Here is a 23,726-nt window from a genome sequence, read left to right as displayed (position 1 = left end):
TTTTCAGGCCTCTGCGGGGAGTTGCTCCACCGCGCGGGATACACCGTGCTTCCGCGCGATGCGTCGGAACTGGCGAAATGCCAGTGGGGTCTCTCCCGTGTGAACACGAAAGTGCTTGGTGAAGGAGCTCTGATCATAAAACCCGTGCTCCAGCGCGATGTCCGCCACTGACTTCTCCGTGGAGAGCAGATCATCGCTGGCGGCCTGGATGCGGGTCCGCATGATGAACTCCTGGGCGCTCATGCGAAAGGTTTCCTGAAACCTCCGGTTGAGCTGCCGCTCGGAGAGGTGGGCCAGTTGAGCGAGCTGGGCCATGGGGATGCGATCCCGATAATGCTCCTGGATATGGGCGACCACCCGCTGAAGCTGGATGTCCTGCACGCCGCTGCTGGTGCCCGCACGGTAAGGGCGGACAAAGCCCATGACGCCGATCACCTCCCCGGCGGTGTCATAGAGGGGCAGCTTGGTGGTGAGGAACCAGTCGCGGGCCCGGGTGCGGGCGAACAGAGCCTCCACGCGGTCGATGATGGGTTTGCGCGAGCGCATGACCTCCAGATCGTCCCGGCGGATTTCGCGGGCAATAGAAGGCGGGTGAATGACAGCGTCTGAGACGCCGAGGTATTCTTCCTCGCTGGCGGCACCAATGCGCCGCAGCATGCCGGCGCTGATCGCCACGAATCGGCTCTCCGTGTCCTTGGCGAAGTATTCCACGTCCGGCAGGAAGTCGAACAGCTCCCGGAACTGCTGCAGGCTGCCCATGCGGCGGAAGAAACTGGCCTGGAAGGCCCGGGGTGGGTTGGGCAGGTCCTCTTCCTCCGGGGCCGGGATGCTTCGTTTGCGGGGGATGGCCAGGGTGGTCCCTTTGGGGCTGCCATTGAGGAAGTAGTCCATGGGAGGATCAGGGGTGATGGAGCGTGCGACTCCAGTTGCTGAAGGGCGAGGGCCGAGCTGGTGTCCACGTGATGGACGAAGCTCTGCGTCACCCTTCTCATTCCGAAAGCTGCCTGCCCGTTAGCAGATTATCTTTTCGGATCGTCGCGAGCCTACGGGTGGCCCGCCTCGTAGAGAAGGCGGATCTCAGCCGCAGGCAGCGCGATGCTGTGGGCACTCAGCTCGTCCATGCGGCCGCGGAAGTTGGGGCGCAGGGTACGATGCCGGTCTGAGTTCCCGATTACCAGGCTGCCCAGGCTTAGCGGCGTGCGGCCCTCAAGGAATCCCTCGGTCACCAGGACGCCGTCGAGATAGAGCGAGGCCTTCCGCGCCGGGGTGTCCAGTACCGCTGAGAGCATGTGCCACCGGCCTGGGGTCAGGCCGGCCGGGGCGAGCGTGACGCGCCAGTTGCGTGCGGGATCGCCGGCGGTGCTCAGGTGCACGCCGATGCCCCAGGTCCCGTCGGAGTTGATGATCCAATCCATCTCGCCCGGGCGGTAGTCCCCGGAGGGGGCCAGCAAATGCTGGCGGGAGGCCAAGTCGGCTGACTTGATCCACGTGATCAGCGTCATGGCCGGGTAGGTGCCATTCACCGTGATGCGGAGCCGGTCCTCCGGGGAGCTGAACTCCAGCCCCCCTTTGCCCGTCCAGCGCCCTTGGGTCCACCGACAGCCCTGGATGATGGCCTCAGCACCGGCATGCACGGGATTGGCCCGGTTCATCAGTCGGGTGTCGCTGCCGGTTTCGAAATCGAGGTGGAGCAGGGTGGATGCGTTTGCCGCCAGCTCACGGCTCGCAGTACGCCACGCGGCAAACTGGGCCTCCTGCCGGGTACGCCGCTCCAGCGCGAACTGTTCCTGGCCGAGGAATCTGGCTGGCTCGCTGGCAATGGCCGTGGCTCCTTCTGGTCGAATGCGGAGGGCCTGATGCACGTTCAGGGTTTTAGGAGTGAACTGGGCATCGCGGGGACGCACTTCCACGCTGCCTTCCATGACGTGCACCTCGCCCGAGCCATCCGGCAGGACCTGGCAGCCGAACTCCGTGCCCAGATCGACCACGGTGAAGTGCGGGGTGATGACGGTGAAGCCGTGTGCCTGGGTGGGGACCCGGGCGCGGAGCCGCCCCTCCTGAAGCTCGATGCGATTGGCCCGGTCGATCCGGATTCTGGCAGGACCTTCCAACACCAGGCTGGCCCCTTGGGATAAGGAAACAACAGCCGAGCCTTTCTCCAGGATCAGCGTGCCGCGCTTCATGGCGCTGCCGGGCTCAGGCACCAGTCCCGCCGGGCTCCAGACGGCATCGGACTCCTGAACAACGGTTGCGACGGGCGGAGCGAACCACAACGGGCCGAGCAGGAGGCAGGCTGCCACAACGGCCCCCAGAGTGGCCAGGGCGAGCAGGGTCAGCTTGCGGGAACGACGGGCTACCGGTGGAGCCGGTACGGTCACTTCCTGCAGCATCTTTTCCGCCGCCTGTCTTCCCGTAGTTTCCTCACCCCATTGCCGGAAGAGGGCGTGCCATTCCGCCGCCTTCCAGTAGGCTGTGCGGGCCTCGGGATGTTCGCGGAGCAGGCCTTCCATCTCCTGGCGTTCTGCTTCCGCCATCCCGCCGTCAAAGTGAAGCTCCAGCAGGTGCTGCAACCGGGCGCCGTTCATGCGAGACCTCCGGCGAGTTTTCGTTCAATGCACTCGCGCACCACGGACCTGGCCCGGGAGAGGGTCACCTTCACGGCTCCGGGGGTCCAGCCCATGCAGGCCGCGATCTCTGCCGGGCGTTTGGTCTGCTGGTAGCACAGCTCCATGGCGTGGCGTGCCTGCGGGGCCAGTTTTTGCAGGCAGTCGGGCAGGTGGCGGAGGCGTTCGTCGTTGCTGGAGAAGTCGGGCTCCACCGCGCAGAGGGCCTCGATCACATCTGGACTCAGGGACGACGCAGGCTCCCGGCTGGCATCGCGGAAGGTGGCCAGGAGCTTGTAGCGGGCGATGCTGTAGAGCCAGGCGCGGAAGTTGGTTCCCTCCTGAAAATCGGCCGCCTTTTTCAGGGCCGTGAGAAAGGTCTCCTGCACCAGATCATCCACCCGGTGGAAGTCCGTGGTCAGGCCGAGCAGGAAGCCGCGGAGTGGGACAATGTGCTGCACGAACAGCCGCTGCACCAGCGCTTGCTGGTGCTCTGCGGAGCCGGGGACTGGTGCAGGATCTGACATGACCCAATCTCCATTCCGGGAGTTCCGCGAAGGTTAGCAAGAAAAATCGCCGACGGCTCCCTGCGTCACCGCTGCAAGGGATAGACCCGGACATCCACGCCCGGAGAGCCCACCACGTGATCGGGCGGGCGACCGGGGCTGGCAAAGCCCTGCATCTGGAGGATGCGGTCATCCCAAGCGCTTACTTTCGCAGGGACAAGCGGGTAGGGCTCATGATGCACCTGACCGCGAAGGATCCCGCGAGGGGTGCGGGAAAAGAGGAGGTAGCGCTCCGCCAGGAAGAACTCCAGCGTCCCCAGCTCGGCCAGGGTAGGAGTGGCTCCCAACTGATAGCGGAATTCAGAGCCCTCTGGGGCGCCGGCCCGGTGGCAGCGGTAGTTAATCTCCTGCCCGACGCCAAATTCTGCTGACATCCGGGCATGCTGGTAGGGCAGGTGGAAAAAAGTTTGTGCCGTCCACACGGCGAGAGGCTGGTTGCAGTCCAGCGAGTAGAACCAGACCCCCGGGCGACCCTCGTCATCGTGCACATAAGTGCGGACATTGAGCTCGAGGAAATAGCTCACCCAGGGCACGGCAGGAAGGTACCTAGGGCGGATGTTCCGCATGAAGAAAGGGACCAGGCCCACCCAGGCGTTTCCGCCGAAAGTATCCACATGCAGCCCTGGGGGCAGGGTGCGCTGGATGGCCGCAGCATCCCACTCCCAGTGGAGGAAGAGCAGGTGACTCCACGTCTGGTACATGACATGGGGGTGCGGCGGTCGTGCGCGCACCCCCAGGCGGTGATCCAACGTGGGCAGACCCATGGAAAACGGAGTGATGGCCGGACAACCTCCGGCCTGAGATCAGGCGTCGATGATGTTGCCGCAAACGGACTGCTTGCTGAGAATCAGCCCGGAATCGGCACGCTGACGGAACAGCAGGAAGTGCGGGGTGAGGCGGTGGGCCTCCAGGGCGGCCAGATCATCGTAGCCCTCGGTGAGGGTAAAGAGGTTGGGCTTGTCCACGCTCTGGCTGATCTCAAAGCGACGGCAACCGGGCTCCTTGGTGCGGGCGTCAGCGGCTTCTTCCGTGATGTACTGGATGAACTCGTCCACGCGCTCAGGGTGGACTTCAACGGTGACAATAAGGGAGATCATAGGGAAGTGGGTGGGATGGAAACGCAGGCTGCCTCTCGGGCAGATGTGCAGGCGTTCTTTAGCCGGGGGCCAGATGGCGGTAAAGCGCGAATCCCAACAAGGCCGCGCCGATGGCCATGGAGCAGGACATCACCAAGAGGCTGGCGCGGGTGTTTACCGGCTCGTCAGGCGGAATCAGGTAAGTATCCGGCGTGGTCCCCGGAATACTTTGGACCAGTCCGCCGAGACCGCCACCCAGCGTGATCAACCCGAACAACACCGAATAGACGATCAGGCGATCCGGGTTGGCGAAGACATACGGGCATTTCCAAAGCGCCAAAAACACCCCGGTACCCGCACCGAGGATGTAGTACATGATGACAACTGCCCAGGAAAAGCCGCCCATGGAGGTCAGGGTATGATGATTTCGAGATTCTGTTCCGGCGCATCCAGTGACAGGGAGCTGACATTGGGAAGCGTGACTTGATGGTCACCTTCACCTACGACAACGGTGTAACTTCCGGCGTTGAAGATCTTGGGCCGAAACTGGTTTCCCTGAATCCGCAGAGCATAGACGGTCTCGCCTGAGGATTCTTCGACGATGCGGACGACCGGATCTTTGGCACCTGAGATTCTCAAAGTGGGGAGCCAGCCGAGGGGCGCGCGACCGTAGTTGTCCTGCTGGCGGATCGTGACCGGCCACCCAGTGACGGGTTTGTCCTTGGTGACGTCTGCACCGCGCTTCCAGAGTTCAAAGGTGATTTCACGTGTACTCTTGCGGAAGCGGGCGATGCCGTAGCCAATACCCATGTTGTTCTCCGGCACCGCATTGAAATAGGCGCGCATGGTGAGCTTGTTACCGAAGCCGTCGTAGTAGTCGCCGGTGGCAGGGAGGGTAGACGCAGCATCGTGTCTCTTCGGCTTCTCAAGCGGATCCCAAGAGCGTGGATAGATGTTGGCAATGGCCGGGGAGGCGAAGGCCCAAGGCGCATCTCCCCAGGCATTGATGCCGTACTGGCACACGGTGGAGAGATGCTGGTCTCCGCAGAGGTGCACGGCGAAGCCTCGGCGAATCACCCGCAGGGCGGCGTTGCGCCCGCTTTGCGGCCAGCCATTGCAATCAAGATCAGCGAGGAGCCGGTCCGCTTTGCCACCATGCAGGTGTGCCGTGCCCACGAACGGGGTTTGGGAAAGAACACACTTCATCTCCACGCCATTCCAGGAGTTGGCCCAAGTTTCCAGGAACTTGAGCTGGCGGTCTCCGAGAAGCTGCGCCTCCGGCACGTCGATGCTCTGGCGGTCATAGTTCGGGTCGTTGATGTGATCCGGGCGGGGGCCCATCTGGGGCACCAATCCTGCGGGGCCGGTCTTCCACTTGCGATCTTCGAGGATGGCAAAGTCAATGCCGCCGAGCTGGAGTGAGGTGTAGTACACGGTGATGCCATTTTTCACCGGAGTAGGATCCGCGGGATCTGGCAGGTGCCCACACTGAGCCCGCTGCACCATGTTCACATAGGGCACTGGCATGAAATAACCGCCATCGTTGCCGGTGGGGACCCGGGAGATTTCACCGCCTTCACCCCAGAGGTTCGGGTGCCCCACATCGTGGTCGTCCGGAATGGTCACTACCGGGCGGTCCCGGCATATTTCCCCGAACTGCCGGCCAAAGAGCAGCCAGGCGGCATAGTGTTCCTTGTGATCGTAGCTCTGGTCTCCCGCGAAGAAAAGGAGGTCAGGATTCTGGGCCTTGATGTTGCGGATGATGTCCTCCCGGGGACCGCGGTCGTTGTTGCCGTTGCAGGAAAAGTTCGCCACGACGATCTCGTCCTTGTCCACCGGATTGCGCCGGATGACGCCTTCGTAAATGGAGCCGCCCGCATGGGTGATGCGGTAGCGGTGCTCCTTGGCATCGTCCCAGGGGGAGACGCGGAACTGGGCCATCCACCCCAGTTCCTCCACGGGCGCTTCCGAGAGAGGTTGCCACTTTTCGTCCCTCATCACCTCGAGGGTCAGCTTGCGCTCCTCACCGTCCTTCAGCGGGTAGAGGAAGGTCGACATCTTGAGGACGCCCCGGCTGGTGGTGTAGAGGGCGAAGCAGATGAGTTCGTTTCGCGGGACGTCCGGGACGATGAGCGGCTCGCGTTTTCTGGGCGGCGGGCTCTCAGTCTTGGCGGGAGACTGGGCGGAGAGCAGGAGGGAAGACGAAAACAGCGTGACGAGGACGGGAAAAAGTCTTTTCATGGCGGGAGCCGGGCGTTGCCTCACGGGTGACTTTCCTGTGTTGGGTGGCGAAAGTTTGCCACGCGTGATCACGTATTGGCAAGCCACGAATAAGGAACCTCCCATTGTCTTCGACATGAACTTCCGTCTCCTCACAGGAATCACCGTTTTGTCCATCGTAGGATTGTCGCGTGGTGCAGACAACCCGCCTGCGGCCGCGCCTGCTGCCCCCGCACCCGTGCCTGCTCCGGCTCAAGCACCCTCAGCGACTCCCGCTCCAGCTCCAGCCACCGCGGCTGCGGAGAACAAGCCTGCGGAGCCAGCCAAGAAGCCGGAAGAAAAGAAACCAGCGGAGGCCAAGCCCGCAGAGCCCAAGAAAGAAGAGAAGAAGCCGGACGCTCCCAAAGCCGCCGAAGCCAAGCCTGAGGAAAAGAAAAAGGATGAGAAGCCCGCTGCTCCTCCGCAGGTGCCGGTCTTCAAGGACAAGAATCTGGAGACAGCAGTGCGCAAGCAGGTGTTCGCCAAGCGGGACAACAATGAGCCTCTCTATGCCGCCGACGTGGAGAACATCTCCTTTGTCCAAGGCAAGGGCCTGAAGATCACGGATCTCTCCGGTCTGGAGCAGTGCAAGGCTCTGGCGCAGCTGGAACTGGCCAACAACGAGGTGAAGGATGTGTCGCCGCTCAAGGGCCTGGAGCGTCTGCAGTTTGTGGATCTGGCGGGGAACCAGGTGGAGGACATCACCGCGCTGGGTACTCTGAAAGGACTGCAATACCTCGAACTCACCGGCAATAAAGTGAAGGACGTGACGCCGTTGGGAGGCATTCCCGCGCTCACCTCCATCTACCTGTCCGGCAACCAGATTGTTGATGCGAGTCCTCTGTTCAAACTGCCGAAGGCCTCGTCCCTCTATCTGGATGATAACAAGCTGACCAGCATCGCCGGCATCGGCGCCTTGAAGTGGCTGGGCATGCTGTCGCTGAAGAACAACCAGATCGTGGATGCGTCCCCTCTGGAACCCCTCACGGAGTTGCGCTGGATTTTTCTGGATGGCAACAAGGTGATGGATCTGGCGCCGTTGCATCGCATGCTGAAAAAGGACCTTGATGGTCCCCGGCGCTTCGCTCCCTATCTGAATCTTTACCTGGGCGGCAACCCGCTCTCGGATGACTCTAAAAAGCTGGTGGAAGAGCTGAAGGCGGCCCACCTGCGGGTGAATCCCTGACGGTCGGAGCAGGCGGGCGGAAGGGCCCTATCGGAGGGCACATGGGGCTTGTCAGGCCCGGTGCCTTCGCTTATAGATGCGGCGAACTCCCATGAGAAAACTGAATCTGTCTTTCCGCTCCATTGCTGCATCTTGGACACTGAAAACCGGTGCGCTGCTGGCATTGGCGGTCGCTTTGGGATTGTCCTCTTGTGCGACAGGCAAGCGGCACCAGAAACCTGCGGCAGAGCCTGCCAAGTTTGTGATGTACCACTGGGAGGGGGACGGTGTGCAAGGGGACGCGTCCATCGTGATCTATCTGGATACCCAGAAGGCAGAGTTCTACCGCGGCAAGAAGCTGGTGGGCTGGACCTACGTGGCCACCGGGAAACCTTCCCATCCCACACCTGCTGGCAATTTCCGGATCATCGAAAAGACCCCGGACAAGATCTCCAACTTGTACGGCAAGCTCCTGGATGTGGACGGCAAGGTGGTGGATAGCGATTTCAACTTGAGCAAGGAAGAGGTGCCGGAAGGGCATCAATTTTCGCCAGCTCGCATGCCCATGTTCCAGCGCCTGACCAATGATGGCGTGGGTCTCCACGTGGGACCAATTCCGCGCCCCGGTGCGACCGCCTCCCACGGCTGCATCCGCGTGCCCCGCTACATGGCGCAGAAGTTCTTTGCCAACACGACGATCGGCACGCCGGTGACGATCCTGGCGAAGTCGCCGGACAAGAAGGATTGAGGAGTGGCGGGCTGTTTCTCCCGTGTTCTAGAACAAGGAGCGGCGGATTGTGCTTGCACAACCGCCGATGGGAAGCGAAGCGGGCAATCGTTCAGTCCGCCCTATGCCTCCAAAAACAGGGGGCTCGACCGTTATTCATCGGTTGTGCACCGGATCCCTCTGGTCACCATCGGCGGTTGTGCTTGAAGCACAAACCGCCGCTCCTTGGGACCCGTCGTGTAGCAGGAGGAGTTTCTCGTAATCCATTCGCCCCTCTTTAACTTCCAACAAAAAAAGGCGAACCTTGCGGTTCGCCTTTTTCATGAAATCAAACTCAGACCGTCAGCTTAGTTGCTCTGCGTACGGCTGTAGCGGGCCTGGGAAGTGAAGCCGAGCTGAGGGGGGAATTCCTCATAGCCATACCAGGTGTCGAAACGCTCGTCCTTGTAGTACGGGGGCTTGTAGCCGCCCTTGTAGGCCGGGAAGGGGAAGGTGACCAGTTCGAAGAGGCCATAGCCCACGCGCACCAAGGTGCGGGAGGTGCCTTCAACAACCATGGACGTGGCGGCTGCATTCACGCCGTCCTGACGCTCAACTTTGCTCCAGGTCGTGGGATACTCCGTCACGCCGTAAGCCAGGTTCGCCAGTGAGCGGGAGAGCTTGCGGCTCCAGTTCCACTTAGCCCCGGGAGGAGCCTGAATGTCCGCGAAAGCGAGGCTGCCCAAGGTGAGGGCACCGACAAGCATGAGGGTGATACGATTTTTCATGAAAGAATTAAGTGAAAGTTAGCCAATTTTGCCGTGGTTTGGCAAGCAGGAAAGGATCAAAAAGTCCAGAAAATGAGCAGGTGGCGAATTCTTCAGAATCAAAATCGTCAAAGGTGCCTCGTCTGGTCGTCGCCTCCTATTCCACATCATCGCCAGCTTCAGTGAGCCGGACCATCGGAAGCTGCTGTTCCTCGATCTCGACCGGTGGATGGATGAGCTCCTCAAGCCGCTGCTTTAGCGCCTGAAATTCAGGCGAGGCGAACTGCGCCGGGCTACGCGGGCGGGGCACGGGGTTCTCAATGAACTCCACCACGCGGCCGGGATTGGTGCCGAGGACGAGAATGCGGTCGGAAAGGTAGCAGGCCTCATCAAGATCGTGGGTAATAAAGAGGATGGTGACATCCACCTTGCGCCAGATCTGGAGCAAGTAGCTCTGCATCTGGGCGCGCGTCTGGGCATCCAGGGCACCGAACGGTTCATCCATGATGAGGACCCGGGGTTCATTGGCCAGGGCCCGGGCAATGGCCACCCGTTGCTTCATGCCGCCCGAGAGTTCGTGCGGGTAAGAGTTCTCAAATTTGGAGAGCCCCACCATGTCCAGCCAGAGCCCGGCCTCGTTTTCTGCAGTGGATTTGTCCTTGCCCCGCATCTCCAGGCCGAACATGACATTCCGCTTCACGGTGAGCCAGGGGAACAGGGTGTACCCCTGGAAGACCATGCCGCGATCTGGCCCTGGGCCGGAGACAGGTTGCCCATCAAGCAGGATCTGGCCGCCGGACGCGTCGTCCAGACCCGCGGCGATACGGATGAAGGTGGACTTCCCGCATCCTGATGGCCCAATGACCGTGATGAACTCTCTCCGGTGGATGTTGAAGCTAAGGTTGTCGAAGACGGTCCGCGTGCTGCCGTTGGACCCGAAGTCCTTGCGCAGGTTGTCCACGCTCAGGATGACGGGGCGCTGGTAGAGCCGCTTGAAGCGATCTGCCACCGCGGGTTCCTGCGTACGATAGTCGGTAGAAGTGGGCAGAGGGGAAGCGCTCATGCGGAAGGAGGGGTGTCAGCAGCGGTCGGGGTCGGCGGGGAGGTGGTGTCAGGCGTCGCCGAAGGAGCGGATGAACCGGCGTTACTGATGGATTTCTTCAGCGGCTTGATGAGGCGGGTAATCATGCTTCCCAAGAAGGAGGGGCCACGATTGCGGCGACGCCAGGGGAAGATCAAGGTGCCAAGCTTGGCCAGGAGGATGTCCGTGCCCAGACCGATGAAGCCGATCAAACAGATGGCGGCGTACACATTGTCGAAGTTTCGATAGCGGGCCTGCTGGTTGATGAACCAGGTGAGTCCGGAGGTGGCCCCGATGATTTCTGCGACGATGAGATAGGTCCACGCCCAGCCCAGCAGGATGCGCATGTCTGTGAAGATCTCTGGGATACTGGAAGGAATGATCACCCGGGTGACCAGTCTCCGGCGGGAGGCGCCCAGCGTCTGGGCCGCCTCAATCAGGCCTGGGTCCACCTTCCTGACGGTGTTGGCGATGACGAGGACCTGCTGGAAGAAGGTGCCGATAAAGATGATCGCCACCTTGGGCGCATCATGAATGCCGAGCATGGCCACACACAGGGCTCCAAATGCCGGTGCGGGGAGATAACGGAAGAACTCGATGAACGGCTCATGGAGACGGGAGAAGAAGCGGAAGGATCCGCACAGAATGCCCAGTGGGACACCGATCAGTGAGGAGAGAAGGAAACCGGACGCGATCACCTTGACGCTGTGCCAGAGACTCTGGTGCAGCCAGGGTTCCCCGGGCAGGCGGGGCGGGGTGGTGAAGGCGGTGTAGAAGGCGCGGGCCACCTCGTGAGGAGCGGGCAGGTAAACGGGATTCACCCGGACGCCATTACCAGGAGCAAGCCCTTCTTTCACAGCCTGGGCATTGGCGCGGTCAAAGTCGGCCCGGGGCAGGTCCATCCCCTCAGAGAACATCTCCACCTCGCCCGCATCGGTGATGTGCACCAGGGGATGCCACAGCCACGGGACGTAGGAGACGATGGACCACAGCACCAGAGGGAGAAGAAACGAAGCTGCGCCGAGCAGCCAGTTCCGCCGGGGCGGCAGTTCCTTTTTGAGGCCGAGAAAGTCCGAATCGCGCTTGGGGAGAGGTGAGGGAGAAACCATGAGTGCGCCGGGAAATCAATGAAATGACATCCGCACAGGACGTGCCAGTCCCGGATTGGAACTGGGCACGTCCGGGCGGTGGAAGGGAGCCTTACTCCAGGCTCTGCAGGAGGCTGGGGGCGACGTAGGAAGCCGGCTTCTGCGACTCCTTGTACACCTTGTTGTCCACATTGAACTTGTCGCCAATGGTGAGGGAGCCGTAGAGGGAACCCAGGCCGTCGCCCTTTTTCATGACGGCCTTGGCCTCCTTGAGCGTGAGGAACTTCGTGCCGGGAATGTTCTTCTTATATTCGGCAGGGTCAGCACCCACCTTGGCGGCCATGATTTTCACGGCGTCTTCCTCAGTCTTGGGATCGAGGATGTAGTCGATGCAGCGGAAGTACACCTTGAGAAACTTGCCCCAGTCGTCCTTGCGATCATTCAAGCTGACGGGATTGACGGCGACCACATCATAGATGAGGCCAGGAGCATCTGCGCTGGTGAAGAGCGGGGTGGAATTCGCCACCTGGGTGAGCGCCTGCCCGGCGATGGGATACCAGGCACCGATGGCATCCACCTGACCAGAGGCCAGTGTCTGAGGCGTGTCGTTGGTGGCGGCGTTGACAAGCTCCACATCACCCTGCTTGAGGCCATTCATCTCAAGGGCCTTTAGCAGAAGGAGGTGTTCCACGAGGGTCAACTCCAGGCCGACCTTCTTACCCTTGAGGTCCTTGATGGACTTGATGCCGGGTTTGCCAATGATCTTGTCGTTGCCATTGCTGTAGTCCGTAGCGGCGATGATCTTGCTCTTCGCTCCATTGGCACCAGTCACAAGGGCGTCCGTGTGCACGGCCAGCACGGCATCCACCTTGCCCGCCGCAAACGCATCCAAGGAAGGCAGGTACTCGAACCAGAGCAGCTCCACATCCACCCCGGCCTCTTTGAACCAGCCCTTTTGCTTGGCGACCTCCAGCACGGTCCAGCCCGGCCAGTCAGAGTAGGCCACCTTGAGCGGCTCGGCCTGGAGCTGGAGCGCGCAGCCCAGGGCAGCGAGAAGAGAGAGGATCTTGATCTTCATGATGAGAGGGTCGGTTTCGAGTGTGTTACCTTTTTTATAAAACGTGTGCACTTGTGAGCCTGCACGACGACGGTGGAGAGCTCGGAGCTATTTGTGCAAGCAGGTGGCAGGCCAAGCTCCCGCAAGTTTTTACGGGAGTCTGCGAATGCAGAAGATGTGCCGTGCAGACAGGAAATCGGGCATTGGCAGGAGGAATCTCTGCCATGGCCTGTGGACACGATGAAACGCTCCCCGAGCGTTGCGCTCTTTCCTAGGGAGTTGGATCAACCTTGAGCGGCGAGTGCCTTCGTTATCAGGTCCCCTGAGAATCTAGTGACGCGGACGACGGCGGCGCGTCAGCATCATCGCCCCAGCAAGCGTCAGAAGCAGCGCGCGGCCTGGCTCTGGAACCGCCCTCAGAAACTGGTCGCTGGTGAGAACCGAATCCGTGAACCGGAACTCGTCCATCCAACCGTCAAATGCGCGACCGCCACCGCCTTGTCCGATGAGCAAAGGGTTGTCATCATAGACAAGATTCAGTTCGCCACCGCTGAGCGTGCCGGTGCCGATCGAGACGTAGTCCAGGTAGATCGTGAATCGCTTTCCGGTGGCGTCATAGGTGACGGCGAAATGATGCCAGTTGCCATCGGCAATGTTTGGCGTGCTGCTAATGGACTGGTTGAACCCGGGAGGGGCGGGACTGGTCGCGACTCCAATCGCCTGATGGTCGGTGCGTACGCGCAGGGTGTTGTTGCTGTTCGTGTCCACGAGCCAGCTGGAACCTCCGCCGTCCACCCGGCTCTTGGAGACGAGGGTGGGGTATTGAATGGAATCTTGAACCTTGATGAACGCCTCGACAGTGAAGCTGCTGGGTTCTAGGAGAGAATCGTTGCCCACTGGATCTTGAACAGTGATGCGTCCGCCATCGCCACTGGTCACAGTGCCCGTGTTGTCAAACTTCAGGGACGAGGTGTTGTTGGCGTTGACGATCTCGCCCCCGATACCGTTGGTGATGACTGAGCCGACCGTTTGGGAGCTGTACTTGGGCGCTTGACCGGAGCCCGAGGCGCTGGCGGTTCCGTTCAGACCATAGGTGGACGAATCCGCAATGGCGGAAGCCGACGCTCCATCAGTGCCGTTGAACTGAAAATAGATCAGCGTGGACGCCCGACTGGGCAGCGGTGTGGCCAGCAGCACTGTGGCCGCCAGGGTCGCGGCGGCAGGAAGGAGTCGGGGTATTAAGAAACAACGCATTGCAAAAAGATGGGTCCAACCTTACGGCTGGTAGCCACCTTTTATTGCATGTCGATGCTATTCTCTCGTCCTCTAGGCGAGGAGATGCTTGTACACCGGGTTGCTCATCTGCTCAGCGATCTTCTCCGCGAGGTTGGCGGCTGGAACCTCCATCTGGTCGCGGGTGGCGAGATTCTTCAGTACCACGGTGGGATACTCGCCGCCGATGATGGCGGCGAAGCGGGCCTTGGAATTCTCTGCGGCCTGGAACTGCTTGTTCACCTTCTGCGGGGTGAGGCTGTAGTCCACACGCCAGCCCGCGCTGCGGAGCTGGGTGACGGTCTGGAGGCACTCGCGGCGACGTGATTCATCCGCCAGCAGAACGTAGACGTCCACGGCCACGGACTGGTCCATGTCGCGCTTCATCTGCTCCTGCGCGGCAGGGGTGGCCTTGATGAGTTCGCCCAGGACGACGTCGCCCATGGCGAAGCCGCAGGCAGGCATCTGCACGGCACCGTCGCTGAGGTGGCCCACGAGGTTGTCATAGCGGCCGCCGCCGGCGATGGCCCGGAGGCCATGCTTGATGTCGAAAGCTTCGAAGACCGTTCCCGTGTAGTACGCGAGGCCGCGCACAATGCCGGGATCAATCTTCACGTACTGCCAGAGGTCACGCGCTTCGAGATTCTCCCGAAGCTCCGCAAAAATGGGATGGTCAGCGCTGATGCTGCTGATAAAGGCATGAACCTTCTCAAGGCTCATGCCCAAGGCCTCAAGCTTGGTGTTGGTGACCTCAGCGGGCGTGCGCTCCATCTTGTCGATGATCTGGAGGAATTCGCCGCTCTGGGTTTCATTGAGCTGATAGGAAGCCTGAAACTCGGTCCACAGGCGGCGGTCGCTGAGGCGGATGATGAAATCACCTGGCTCCAGGGCAAAAGACCGGAGGCTCTCGATCGCGAGGGCGACCAGTTCCGCATCCGCTGCAGGAGATGCCTCACCCAGGATGTCCACATTGAACTGGTAGAACTCCCGCAGACGGCCACGCTGCTGGCGCTCATAGCGATAGCAGGGACCGATCTGAAACCATTTCAGGGGCTTGGGGAAATCACGCTGACGGGCTGCGGCCATGCGCGCCAGAGTCGGTGTCACCTCAGGGCGCATGGAGACTTCCTCGTCGCCCTTGGTCGTGAAGCAAAAAAGCTGCTGGGTGATCTCGTCCCCGCTCTTCTTCTTGAGCAGATCCGTGCTCTCCAGCGAGGGGCCTTCATATTCCACGAACCCATGACGCGAGGCGACACTGCGCCAGCGTTTGAAGATGGAGTTGCGCAGAGCGCACTCTTCAGGGAAGAAATCGCGGAAGCCTTTGACGGTCTTGAAGCCAGACATGGAACCCTACTGATGCAGCAGAGCAGGGGTTCACGCAAATGGATTGGCCGCTTTCGAGCGAGCGGGACCCAGCAGGGCGTCGCCAAGGGCGCTACTCGGCGGGGGTGCTGGCCTTTTTGGCAGCTTTCTTTGCCGGGGCTTTGGCAGCGGGCTTGGTCTCCTTGGCTGGCTTGGCTTCTTTGACGGCCTTTGGTTTGGGGGCTGCCTTGGGCGCGGCCTCCGGAAGCGAGGAAAGAAAATCAAGGGAGGGCACCCAGGCGCTGCTGCCTTCTTCTCGGATGAAGTCTCCGTCCAAGACGATGCCGCGTTTTTTGAAGTCGAGGATCTCTGCGACGGTGAAGGCTCCGAATTCGGTGAAGTTGCGGCTGAGGTAAACTTGGGTGCTCATTTGGTAGGTAAGATATTTTGGGTTCAGGGGATAGCCCTGAGGTGAGGGAACCCCAATCGAACAAATTGTCACTCACCGGGGCTGAATTCGGGCCAGACGGCCGCGATGATCGTATTTTTAGCATATTCCATGCCGAATTGACAGGAGGAGGGGTGAAGAGAGCGCTGGACAAGGGCATTACCCCTCGCATCATCGCTGCACATGTTGCTGGAATGGATGCAGGTGCGGGATTTTCGTTGCTTTACGGAGGCGCGTCTCCAGCTGCATCCAGAGACTACCCTGCTGGTTGGAAAAAACGGCCAGGGCAAGACCTCTCTGCTGGAGGCGGCGTGTGTGCTGATGCGGTTGCAGTCGCCTCGTACCTCCACGCGCTCGGATCTGATCCGATTTGGTGCCCAGACCTGTGTGACAGAGGGGGCAGTAGGAGGGCGAAAGCTGAGGGTAGCGCAGAGCCCGACCGCTCGCAGGGTCGCTGTGAATGACTCCGTCTGCCCAAGGGCGGGGGATTATCTGATGCAGTCTGCCCGGGTGGTGTGGATGGACCACTCTGACATGAACCTCGCCCGGGGCGGGGCGGAACACCGTCGCCGGTACCTGGACTTCGCTGCCGCCCAGCTCTTCCCAGAGTACTTAAACGCCCTCAAGAGCTACGAGCGGGCGTTGCGGAGCCGGAATTTCCTCTTGAAGCGTGATGCGGCCATCTCTTGGCGACAGGTGGACGCTTATGGTCGCATCCTGGCTGAGCATGGCGCCGTGATCCGCCGATGCCGGGCAGACCTGATCCAGAGGGTGCAAGAGCCAGTAACGACTGCGCACTCGGGGTTGAGCGCTGGCGCAGAGCCAGGGGCTGTTGCTTATGTCCCTGGGTACTCAGGGGAGGATCTGGAGGCGGCTCTCTTGGAAGTGCGGGACAGCGAAGCTCGGCTTCGGACTACCCAAGTGGGGGTGCACCGGGACGATCTGGCCCTGACGATCCACGGGAGGCCAGCGGGAGCCTTTGCCTCCGAGGGGCAGCAACGGACACTCTGCCTGGCTCTCAAGCTGGCCCAGGCCCGGGTGCTGGAGGAGGCGCAGGGGGAGCCGCCGCTCCTGCTGATTGACGACATCTTTGGAGAGCTGGACAAAACGCGGCGGCAGGCGCTTCTGGCCTATCTACCTGCGCATGGGCAGAAAGTCATCACCACTACGTTCACGGATTGGGCCAGTGAGACCGGAGTCGGTGGGGTGGTGTACGAGGTCGAGCACGGGTGCCTGAATGAGCGCGGCATTTGACCCGGGTGAAATATGATTTTTGGCTGCGTCGGCAAAAAAGGCCCTTCTTTTACAAGACCGTGGATTCCGCTTGCAAACCAAAGAGGGAGAACGATAGGCGGGGGGAAAATTCGTCGCGCAATCCCGTTGCCTGTAGAGGTATCCGCCCTGGGAATCTTTCCCTTGAAGAAAATTAGCAGGGGTTTTTACTTGAAGGTCAACGGTTTGGAATTGGGCGTGGTTTTCATTTCCTGATTTTTCGCTTTTCTTTGATATCCTTCTCTCAAGCTCACGCCTGACTGCCCTTTTTTCGCTCTTTCCACCCTTTCAATTTCAACAACCACATGTCGTTTTTCAGAAGCTTGTTCGGATTTGCATCCAGTGATATTGGCATCGACCTCGGCACCGCCAACACCCTCGTGTATGTGAAGGATCACGGCATTGTGCTTCGTGAGCCCTCCGTGGTGGCAGTGAAAGCGGGCACCAACGAAGTGGTGGCCGTAGGGGATGATGCCAAGCGCATGCTGGGACGCACTCCCGGAAACATTGTGGCCATTCGTCCGCTCAAGGATGGGGTCATTGCAGATTTCAAGGTGACGGAGGCCATGCTGCGTCACTTTATCCTCAAAGTTCACAACCGTCGCAGCTTCGTCCGGCCACGCGTGGTGGTCGCGGTGCCCTCCGGCATCACCGAAGTGGAGAAGCGTGCCGTCAAGGAGAGCGCTGAGCAGGCTGGTGCCCGTGAAGTTTATTTGATCGAAGAACCGATGGCGGCAGCGATCGGCGTGGGCCTGCCTGTGCAGGAAGCTGCCGGTAACATGATCGTGGACATCGGTGGGGGCACCACCGAGGTGGCGATCATCTCACTGAGCGGCATCGTGTACAGCCGCAGCGTCCGTGTGGCGGGTGACGAGCTGGATGAAGCCGTGATCAACTACATGAAGCGTGCGTACAACCTCATGATTGGTGAGCGCACGGCGGAAGAAATTAAACTTCGTATCGGCTCCGCTTACCCGCTGGGTAAGGAGACGACGATGGAAGTGAAGGGCCGTGACATGGTGGCAGGTCTGCCGAAGACGATCACCATCACGAGCCAGGAAGTTCGCGAGGCCATGCTGGAGCCTCTGAACACGATCATTGACGCGGTGCGCACGACGCTGGAGCGCTGCCCCCCTGAACTCTCCGCCGACTTGGTGGACCGCGGCATCATGCTGGCGGGTGGTGGCGCGTTGCTGCGCGGCCTCGACAAACTGCTGCAGGAAGAGACGGCTCTCCCGGTCCATGTGGCCGATGACCCGCTCAGCGCAGTGGCGGAAGGTGCAGGCCGGGTGCTGAGCGAGATTGAGTTTCTCCGCAAAGTCAGCACCAACGACTAGTCGGTCATGGACACCAACGGCCAGATCCCGTGAACGCTGAAAATTCGGCGTTCCCGGGCTGGCGGCTATACAGGGGAGTGCTGCAAGCATGAAGAAGATTAACGTCATCGCCCTGCTGCTCTTTTTCGTGGCACTGGTTGCAGTGTTCACGCTCAAGACTCCGCAGACGCGGGCGATCCAGACCTCCGTGATGAATGTGCTCTCGCCCTTCATCCGGATGGGAGCTCATGCACAAAATCAGGTGCATGAGGTGGTGAGCAATCCCGTGGACGCTGCCCGGCTTCAGCAGGAGAATGAAAGCCTGCGCCGGGAAATGAACCGGCTGATGATCTTCGAGCAGAAGTACCACATGACGCTCGAGGAAAACAACAAGTTCCGTGCGATGCTTGGGTATCGGCAGCAGTCTGCTTTCAAGCTGACCGCCGCCCATGTGCTGCGCCGTTCCGCCTCCAACTGGTGGACGACGGTCATCATCGACAAAGGCTTCATGGATGGCGTGGGCACGGACAGTCCGGTCATCACCGAGTCCGGCTTGGTGGGCAAGACGAGCAAAGTGGCGGCTCACACGGCCGAGGTGATCCTCCTCACGGACGAAGAGTGCCGCGTGGCGGCCCGGATCGAAGGGACGCAGGCCAAAGGGATTCTTAGTGGTGAGCGCGGCGGGTTTGAGACGCGCCCGGATTTGCGTCTGCGTTTTCTGGATCGCACGCTCAAGCTTGAGCCGGGAGCCAATATCTATTCCTCAGGCGACGGCGGCGTTTTCCCCGCAGGTCTGGCGCTGGGCAAGGTAAAGGCATTTGAATTCAAAGACATTTCTGGCGAGGCCGTGGTCGATCCCGCAGTGAATTTCGGCCTCATCGAAGACGTCTTTGTTGTCCACATGGATTCGTTGGTCTCCCCATGAGTTTCTTGTACAACATCATCGTCGTGCTGCTGGTGGCCCTGAGCTTTGGAGCGCAGGAGTTTTTGCCAGCCATTGAGTTTGCCAATCATGCCCGGGTGCTTCTGCCGCCCGTGCTGTTTTTCTCTGCTTCGCTGACGGTGTCATTCCCGATGATGCTGTTTCTCGCGCTTTTCACGGGTCTGGTGTGGGACGCCCGCCACCTGCCGTACAAGCCGGAGAAACCCGTTGCGGTGGAGTCCGCGGATCTGGCGCGGGAGCTGCCCGTGGAGAAGCAGCCTCCCACAGGGACCTCGCTCCCGGTGGGTTACTCCATGTTCCTCTTTGGCGTCACAGGGACGCTGATGCAGGGCATTCGGCCGCTTTTCAAACGTGGGCGCTGGGAGTTGCCGGTCATCATGGTTGGCATTGCCACGCTCCTGTGTCTTCTGATAGAGTTTTTAATGATGTCATTCCTGAGGGGCAGTTTTGAATTCCATCCCGGCCTGTGGACGAAGCTGGTGACGGATGCACTGCTGGCCATGTTGGTCTCACCGCTACTTCTGTTCATGCTTCATACGCTTGCGCGACTCGTCCACTATGAGGTGCGGACAGAAGGGCTAGTTTACCGATTCTATGGTGGTTAAGTATCGCTTCCGACTGTACCTCTTTACCGTGGTGATCCTGATTGGATTCGGTGCGCTGTCCCAGCGCCTGTGGAATCTCAGCATCGACCACCACGAAGAACTGAAGAACAAGGTTCCGGGAACCAAAAACCTGCGGGCTCGTATTCCGGGCTCGCGCGGGGAGATCCGTGACCGGAACGGGGTGGTGCTGGTATCCAACAAGCCTTCGTTCGAGGTTCGCGTGAACCTGAAGACGCTGGTGGAGGAGTACACCAAGCAGGCGAGGGCGGAAAAGCGGGACGTTCCTCTCTACACCTACAAGTACACCGAAGGAGGCATCCCCCGAAGCAAGGATGAGACGGACATTGTCACCATCGTCAATGAAGGCATCATTGAGCCGCTCAACAAGCTAGGGCTCGCGGCGGACTTCAATGCGAAGAAGCTGCGCATCCACTACCGTACGAATCGTGGGGTGGTGCCGTGGGTGTATCGCAGTGACCTGACCTTTGAGGAGTTCAGCCGCTTCGCGGAGCATCGTCTGGGGCTGCCGGGTATCTCGGTGGAGGTGCGGCCGGTCCGCCAGTATCTTTTTGACTCATTTGCCTGCCACGTTCTGGGCTATGTGAACCAGCCCGATGTGCAGCAAGCTTCGAAAGAGGAGATCAATGAATGGGATTTCTTCGTGCCGGACGACTACGGGGTCTATGGCGTGGAGAAGACCTTCGACCAGGATCTACGGGGCAAGGCCGGGATGCGCATCTGGCTGCAGAACGAAAAAGGCCGCCTGGTCAAAGAGGTGGACTATCAGGAGCCGCGCAAGGGGCATGATGTGTACCTTGCGATTGATGCTCGCATCCAGATGATCGCGGAGAAGGCCTTGCGCGAGGGGACGCCGGCGATCGGCCGAGGTGCGGTGGTGGTGCTGGATCCGTCCACTGGCCAAGTGCTGGCCATGGCGTCGGTTCCTTCCTATAACCCGAACAAGTTCATTCCCTCGATTAGCAAAGATGATTTTGCCGGCTATCTGGAGAATCCTTGCGTGCCCTTGCTGAATCGCTCGGTGCGAGGTTTCGTGCCCGGCTCCACCTACAAGATCATGACATCCTTTGCCGGGATCCTGGCGGGTGTGGAAGGGGACATGGTCAACTGCCCGGGGGGCATTCAGTTTGGTGGCAAGTTCATGAAGTGCTGGATCGGCCAGAAGGGCGGCGCCCACGGCACATTGGGCCTGAGTGAGGCGATCATGCGTTCGTGCAACTGCTACTTCTACCGCTACGCCAACCACGCTGGCAATGCGGCCATGACCAAGGCGGGTGACATGTTTGGCCTGGGCCAGCGCACTGGTATTGAGCTGGAAGAAGAGGCTCCGGGTATCCTGCCTGTGGAGCGCTGGTGGCGCGTGAACAAGACCGCGGCCGAGCGCTTCTCTGAGGCCAGCATCGCGAACATGGCGATCGGCCAGGGAGCCGTGGAGGCCAGCCCTCTGCAAATGGCCGGAGTGGCCGCAGCGGTGGGGAACGGCGGTATCGCTTACCGTCCGCACCTGCTCAACAAGGTGATGGACGGCACAGAGCTCATTCGCGAGCAGATGCCGGATGTGCGTGCGAACTTCAAGGACTTCGGGTTGACGCCACAGAAGCTGGAGCTGGTGCGCCGTGGGATGTGGCGTGTGGTCAACGACCAGGGCGGCACGGCCAAGGCGGCCAAGATCGCAGGAACAGAGGTGGCCGGGAAAACGGGCACTGCCCAAAACTGGCGCAAGAATGGCAAGGAGTTCGTGAAGGATAACCACACGCTCTTCATCACCTTCGCCCCGTACGAGAACCCCAAGTTTGCCGCCTGCATCCTCGTGCAGGGTGGCAAAGGTGGCGGGGTGACAGCTGCTCCCGTGGCCAAACGTATTTTGGAACAGGCTCTGGCACTCGACAAGGGATACGAGGTCGAGCTCGCCAAGGTGAATGAGGTGCAAGGTAACTTCAACCCTGTGGACACTGTCTCATATGACGGGCTCCCCACTGCGTTCCAGCCAGGGACGGAGGAAGAGGAGGCCGTGGTGGACAACGATGATGAACCGCGTCGTAGTGCGAAGCGTGAGGATGCACCGAAGGCGCGTCCCACCATTCGCGACGAAGCCGACGCCGAAGGTACGAAACAAAACAAGAATCAAGCGCCCCCACCGCGCCGGGCCAACTTCCTGAAGAGATTGTTCGGGAGGGATGGTTAGCCTTGTGGGCTTAACTTTAGCAATTTACGATCAATTTTATGGCTTTGGGATTTGTGCAAAGAATTAAGGAGTTTTTCACCGGACACAAGGATGTGAACAGCGGAACGCGAATCGTCATCAACTGTGAAAAGCTCGAGAACCGGGTGGCTCTGCTTGAGAGCGGAGTGCTCGAGGAGTACTCCGTGGAGCGGGTGGGCACGACTCACCTCGTGGGCAGCATCTACAAGGGGCGCATCAAGAACATTGAGCAGGGCTTGAAGGCCATGTTCATTGACATCGGCCTCGAGAAAAATGCTTTCCTTCACTTTTGGGATGCCATCCCGGCGGCCCTTGATGCCGGCATGGAGGAGATCAACCGGGGCGGCAACGGAAAGAAAAAGAAGGCCATCACGGCCAAGGACATCCCTGATCTCTATCCTGTGGGCTCTGAGATCCTGGTGCAGGTGACCAAGGGGCCGGTCGGGAACAAGGGGCCGCGAGTGACCACGAACATCTCTCTGGCGGGACGTCTTCTGGTGCTCATGCCATTGAACGACTCCTGCGGTATCTCCCGCAAGATTGATGATCCCAAAGAGCGCCTGCGCCTGCGCCGCATCATTGAAAAGCTGAGCCTTCCCGAAGGCATGGGCGTCATCCTGCGCACGGAAGCCTCCGGCAAGCGGGCCCGCCATATCATCCGGGACTTGAGCATTCTCGTGGAGCAGTGGAAGGACATTGCTGAGCGCCGGGATACCCAGAAGGCCCCCGTGTGTTGTTTCGAGGAGCCGGACGTGTTTGAGCGTACGGTGCGCGACTTCCTTACAGAAGACCTGGATGAGATCGTGTGTGACGACCAGGCGGTGGTGCAGCGGATGAAGGAGCTGGTGGCTCCGATCTCACGCCGTGCCCAGCGCCGGATCAATTATTTCCCAGGACCGGGTTCCTTGTTTGAGAAGTACCACATCCAGCGTCAGATCGACTCCGCTTTCTACCGTCAGGTCTGGCTCAAGTGTGGTGGTTACATTGTCATCGACCAGACCGAGGCGCTCATCTCGATCGACGTGAACACGGGCCGCAACAAGGGTGCCGGAAACAACGTGGACAAGGTCATCCTGGACACCAACATGGAGGCGGCCGCTGAAGTGGCGCGCCAGCTGCGGCTGCGCAACATGGGCGGTCTGGTGGTGGTGGACTTCATCGACATGAAGGGCCGCAAGGAGCAGCAGGCGGTGTACAAGGCGATGATCGACCATACCCAACGGGACAAGGCAAAGACCCAGATCCTGCCGATCTCCCAGTTTGGCCTTATGGAGATGACCCGCCAGCGTCTCCACGAGAGCCTGAGCGACGCCATGTACGAAGAGTGCGCGCACTGCAAAGGACACGGCCAGATCAAGACGCCGCTTACGATGAGCGTGGAGCTTCAGCGCCGGTTGTCCTCTGTGATGTCCCGTCTTCCTGAGCATGATCGTGATGTGCTCGTGGTCATCCACCCGGATGTGATGCAGCGTCTGCGCACCTCTGACGACCAAATCCTGGTTGAACTGGAGCGCAAGTATCAGGCCCGCATGACCTTCCGCACGGATCCCAACTACACCCGCGAGCAGTTCCTGATCGCCAACGCGAAGACTGGCGACGAACTCAAGTAAGTCTGCCGAGCCCGGCTTTGATCAAAGGCCTGTCACGGAGCACCGTGACAGGCCTTTTTGATTTGTGAGAGGGCGGGAGTGGCATCCCAGGCCAAGGGCGCGCACGAGACACTCAAGGGCGCGTTTCCTGGCTAAGATGCTTTGCTGTTCGGTGGGGGATGGCAGGACTAGGCAAACTTTAGTTTGCGGTATGGATGGGGGCGGAGACTCCACATCCGTCATCTGCGGCCACTCTTGCGAGTGACCCCGAGGGTGTTCATCCGGTAACCGACGCGGAGAGGGCGAGCTTTGCACAGGCATTTCGCGGACTATGCTGAGTGGACTCGCTTCACAAAAAAGGGAGCGGCCCGAAGGCCGCTCCCACCAAAC

At 60.4% G+C, this 23,726-nt stretch carries 22 protein-coding genes; 8 read left to right on the top strand and 14 right to left on the bottom strand.

Translation table 11 applies throughout. The annotated features are described in order from the left end of the window. Nucleotides 1–3: 3 nt before the first annotated feature. From BV106_RS25060 to BV106_RS25030, 7 genes are all read right to left on the bottom strand, one after another. Entirely contained in the window at nt 4–891 is an 888-nt protein-coding gene (locus tag BV106_RS25060; RefSeq protein WP_051946309.1) for an AraC family transcriptional regulator, read from the bottom strand. Between the two features lie 152 nt (nt 892–1,043). Beyond that, on the bottom strand, nt 1,044–2,585 hold the full coding sequence (locus BV106_RS25055; RefSeq protein WP_038169239.1) for a LamG-like jellyroll fold domain-containing protein: 1,542 nt from the start codon (nt 2,583–2,585) through the stop codon (nt 1,044–1,046). After that, nucleotides 2,582–3,130 (bottom strand): sigma-70 family RNA polymerase sigma factor, encoded by a 549-nt coding sequence (locus BV106_RS25050; RefSeq protein WP_038169238.1) that lies wholly within the window; start codon nt 3,128–3,130, stop codon nt 2,582–2,584. The genes BV106_RS25055 and BV106_RS25050 overlap by 4 nt, the downstream gene beginning before the upstream one ends. Before the next feature lie 65 nt (nt 3,131–3,195). Beyond that, entirely contained in the window at nt 3,196–3,933 is a 738-nt protein-coding gene (locus BV106_RS25045) for a DUF2071 domain-containing protein (protein WP_038169236.1), read from the bottom strand. Between the two features lie 39 nt (nt 3,934–3,972). After that, the gene (locus BV106_RS25040) at nt 3,973–4,266 is read right to left on the bottom strand and encodes a putative quinol monooxygenase (protein WP_051946308.1); all 294 of its coding nucleotides are present in this window, start codon (nt 4,264–4,266) and stop codon (nt 3,973–3,975) included. Between the two features lie 58 nt (nt 4,267–4,324). Next, the gene (locus BV106_RS25035) at nt 4,325–4,651 is read right to left on the bottom strand and encodes a hypothetical protein (protein WP_038169234.1); all 327 of its coding nucleotides are present in this window, start codon (nt 4,649–4,651) and stop codon (nt 4,325–4,327) included. A gap of 5 nt (nt 4,652–4,656) precedes the next feature. Continuing rightward, nucleotides 4,657–6,486: a metallophosphoesterase family protein gene (locus tag BV106_RS25030; protein WP_038169232.1), complete on the bottom strand. Its 1,830-nt coding sequence runs from the start codon at nt 6,484–6,486 to the stop codon at nt 4,657–4,659. 115 nt (nt 6,487–6,601) lie between these two features. On the opposite strand from BV106_RS25030, the gene BV106_RS36225 reads away from it, so the two are divergent. Together BV106_RS36225 and BV106_RS25020 are read left to right on the top strand one after the other, a co-directional pair. Next, the gene (locus tag BV106_RS36225) at nt 6,602–7,690 is read left to right on the top strand and encodes a leucine-rich repeat domain-containing protein (protein ID WP_265596050.1); all 1,089 of its coding nucleotides are present in this window, start codon (nt 6,602–6,604) and stop codon (nt 7,688–7,690) included. Between the two features lie 91 nt (nt 7,691–7,781). Continuing rightward, the gene (locus BV106_RS25020) at nt 7,782–8,417 is read left to right on the top strand and encodes a L,D-transpeptidase family protein (RefSeq protein WP_051946306.1); all 636 of its coding nucleotides are present in this window, start codon (nt 7,782–7,784) and stop codon (nt 8,415–8,417) included. A 326-nt stretch (nt 8,418–8,743) separates the two neighbouring features. Here the strand turns inward: BV106_RS25020 and BV106_RS25015 are convergent, their stop codons facing one another. The 7 genes from BV106_RS25015 to BV106_RS24985 form a co-directional block, all read right to left on the bottom strand. Further along, a complete protein-coding gene (locus tag BV106_RS25015; RefSeq protein WP_038169231.1) occupies nt 8,744–9,163 on the bottom strand; it encodes an exosortase system-associated protein, TIGR04073 family in 420 nt (139 codons plus the stop codon). Nucleotides 9,164–9,299: 136 nt separating this feature from the next. Then, complete coding sequence (locus BV106_RS25010) at nt 9,300–10,205, bottom strand: ABC transporter ATP-binding protein (protein WP_038169229.1); 906 nt, start codon at nt 10,203–10,205, stop codon at nt 9,300–9,302. Next, the gene (locus tag BV106_RS25005; protein WP_051946305.1) at nt 10,202–11,332 is read right to left on the bottom strand and encodes an ABC transporter permease; all 1,131 of its coding nucleotides are present in this window, start codon (nt 11,330–11,332) and stop codon (nt 10,202–10,204) included. The genes BV106_RS25010 and BV106_RS25005 overlap by 4 nt, the downstream gene beginning before the upstream one ends. Before the next feature lie 91 nt (nt 11,333–11,423). Further along, nucleotides 11,424–12,389 carry an ABC transporter substrate-binding protein gene (locus tag BV106_RS25000; RefSeq protein ID WP_038169228.1) on the bottom strand — a complete coding sequence of 322 codons (966 nt, stop codon included), beginning with the start codon at nt 12,387–12,389 and terminating at the stop codon, nt 11,424–11,426. Nucleotides 12,390–12,698: 309 nt separating this feature from the next. Next, the gene (locus BV106_RS24995) at nt 12,699–13,622 is read right to left on the bottom strand and encodes a LamG-like jellyroll fold domain-containing protein (protein ID WP_081892243.1); all 924 of its coding nucleotides are present in this window, start codon (nt 13,620–13,622) and stop codon (nt 12,699–12,701) included. Between the two features lie 72 nt (nt 13,623–13,694). Beyond that, a complete protein-coding gene (gene hisS, locus BV106_RS24990; RefSeq protein WP_051946304.1) occupies nt 13,695–14,984 on the bottom strand; it encodes a histidine--tRNA ligase in 1,290 nt (429 codons plus the stop codon). Between the two features lie 91 nt (nt 14,985–15,075). Then, nucleotides 15,076–15,372, bottom strand: a complete 297-nt coding sequence (locus tag BV106_RS24985) for a hypothetical protein (RefSeq protein ID WP_038169226.1) — start codon at nt 15,370–15,372, stop codon at nt 15,076–15,078. 201 nt (nt 15,373–15,573) lie between these two features. On the opposite strand from BV106_RS24985, the gene recF reads away from it, so the two are divergent. The 6 genes from recF (at nt 15,574) to BV106_RS24955 (ending at nt 23,357) form a co-directional block, all read left to right on the top strand. After that, nucleotides 15,574–16,644 carry a DNA replication and repair protein RecF gene (gene recF / locus BV106_RS24980; RefSeq protein WP_038169225.1) on the top strand — a complete coding sequence of 357 codons (1,071 nt, stop codon included), beginning with the start codon at nt 15,574–15,576 and terminating at the stop codon, nt 16,642–16,644. Nucleotides 16,645–16,967: 323 nt separating this feature from the next. After that, nucleotides 16,968–17,999, top strand: coding sequence for a rod shape-determining protein (locus BV106_RS24975; protein WP_038169224.1), 1,032 nt, complete (start codon nt 16,968–16,970; stop codon nt 17,997–17,999). An 88-nt stretch (nt 18,000–18,087) separates the two neighbouring features. Continuing rightward, nucleotides 18,088–18,903 (top strand): rod shape-determining protein MreC, encoded by an 816-nt coding sequence (mreC, locus tag BV106_RS24970; protein WP_038169223.1) that lies wholly within the window; start codon nt 18,088–18,090, stop codon nt 18,901–18,903. Further along, the gene (locus tag BV106_RS24965; protein WP_038169222.1) at nt 18,900–19,526 is read left to right on the top strand and encodes a hypothetical protein; all 627 of its coding nucleotides are present in this window, start codon (nt 18,900–18,902) and stop codon (nt 19,524–19,526) included. The genes mreC and BV106_RS24965 overlap by 4 nt, the downstream gene beginning before the upstream one ends. Continuing rightward, nucleotides 19,516–21,729 carry a penicillin-binding transpeptidase domain-containing protein gene (locus BV106_RS24960; RefSeq protein WP_038169221.1) on the top strand — a complete coding sequence of 738 codons (2,214 nt, stop codon included), beginning with the start codon at nt 19,516–19,518 and terminating at the stop codon, nt 21,727–21,729. The genes BV106_RS24965 and BV106_RS24960 overlap by 11 nt, the downstream gene beginning before the upstream one ends. Before the next feature lie 38 nt (nt 21,730–21,767). After that, nucleotides 21,768–23,357, top strand: a complete 1,590-nt coding sequence (locus tag BV106_RS24955; RefSeq protein WP_038169220.1) for an Rne/Rng family ribonuclease — start codon at nt 21,768–21,770, stop codon at nt 23,355–23,357. The last annotated feature ends 369 nt before the right edge of the window (nt 23,358–23,726 follow it).

Source organism: Verrucomicrobium sp. BvORR106, from assembly GCF_000739655.1.
GTDB lineage: Bacteria > Verrucomicrobiota > Verrucomicrobiia > Verrucomicrobiales > Verrucomicrobiaceae > Verrucomicrobium.
Note: the sequence above shows the minus strand (reverse complement) of the source record. Positions and strands in the feature narration are given on the sequence as shown.

Coding starts and splice junctions, on each gene's coding strand:
- BV106_RS25005 (WP_051946305.1), bottom strand. CDS start 11,332: ATGGTTTCTCCCTCACCTCTCCCCAAGCGCGATTCGGACTTTCTCGGC.
- BV106_RS25000 (WP_038169228.1), bottom strand. CDS start 12,389: ATGAAGATCAAGATCCTCTCTCTTCTCGCTGCCCTGGGCTGCGCGCTC.
- BV106_RS25035 (WP_038169234.1), bottom strand. CDS start 4,651: ATGGGCGGCTTTTCCTGGGCAGTTGTCATCATGTACTACATCCTCGGT.
- mreC (WP_038169223.1), top strand. CDS start 18,088: ATGAAGAAGATTAACGTCATCGCCCTGCTGCTCTTTTTCGTGGCACTG.
- BV106_RS24995 (WP_081892243.1), bottom strand. CDS start 13,622: ATGCGTTGTTTCTTAATACCCCGACTCCTTCCTGCCGCCGCGACCCTG.
- BV106_RS24955 (WP_038169220.1), top strand. CDS start 21,768: ATGGCTTTGGGATTTGTGCAAAGAATTAAGGAGTTTTTCACCGGACAC.
- BV106_RS25015 (WP_038169231.1), bottom strand. CDS start 9,163: ATGAAAAATCGTATCACCCTCATGCTTGTCGGTGCCCTCACCTTGGGC.
- BV106_RS25055 (WP_038169239.1), bottom strand. CDS start 2,585: ATGAACGGCGCCCGGTTGCAGCACCTGCTGGAGCTTCACTTTGACGGC.
- BV106_RS25060 (WP_051946309.1), bottom strand. CDS start 891: ATGGACTACTTCCTCAATGGCAGCCCCAAAGGGACCACCCTGGCCATC.
- BV106_RS24985 (WP_038169226.1), bottom strand. CDS start 15,372: ATGAGCACCCAAGTTTACCTCAGCCGCAACTTCACCGAATTCGGAGCC.
- hisS (WP_051946304.1), bottom strand. CDS start 14,984: ATGTCTGGCTTCAAGACCGTCAAAGGCTTCCGCGATTTCTTCCCTGAA.
- BV106_RS24975 (WP_038169224.1), top strand. CDS start 16,968: ATGTCGTTTTTCAGAAGCTTGTTCGGATTTGCATCCAGTGATATTGGC.
- BV106_RS25030 (WP_038169232.1), bottom strand. CDS start 6,486: ATGAAAAGACTTTTTCCCGTCCTCGTCACGCTGTTTTCGTCTTCCCTC.
- BV106_RS25020 (WP_051946306.1), top strand. CDS start 7,782: ATGAGAAAACTGAATCTGTCTTTCCGCTCCATTGCTGCATCTTGGACA.
- recF (WP_038169225.1), top strand. CDS start 15,574: ATGTTGCTGGAATGGATGCAGGTGCGGGATTTTCGTTGCTTTACGGAG.
- BV106_RS25045 (WP_038169236.1), bottom strand. CDS start 3,933: ATGGGTCTGCCCACGTTGGATCACCGCCTGGGGGTGCGCGCACGACCG.
- BV106_RS24960 (WP_038169221.1), top strand. CDS start 19,516: ATGGTGGTTAAGTATCGCTTCCGACTGTACCTCTTTACCGTGGTGATC.
- BV106_RS25050 (WP_038169238.1), bottom strand. CDS start 3,130: ATGTCAGATCCTGCACCAGTCCCCGGCTCCGCAGAGCACCAGCAAGCG.
- BV106_RS24965 (WP_038169222.1), top strand. CDS start 18,900: ATGAGTTTCTTGTACAACATCATCGTCGTGCTGCTGGTGGCCCTGAGC.
- BV106_RS36225 (WP_265596050.1), top strand. CDS start 6,602: ATGAACTTCCGTCTCCTCACAGGAATCACCGTTTTGTCCATCGTAGGA.
- BV106_RS25040 (WP_051946308.1), bottom strand. CDS start 4,266: ATGATCTCCCTTATTGTCACCGTTGAAGTCCACCCTGAGCGCGTGGAC.
- BV106_RS25010 (WP_038169229.1), bottom strand. CDS start 10,205: ATGAGCGCTTCCCCTCTGCCCACTTCTACCGACTATCGTACGCAGGAA.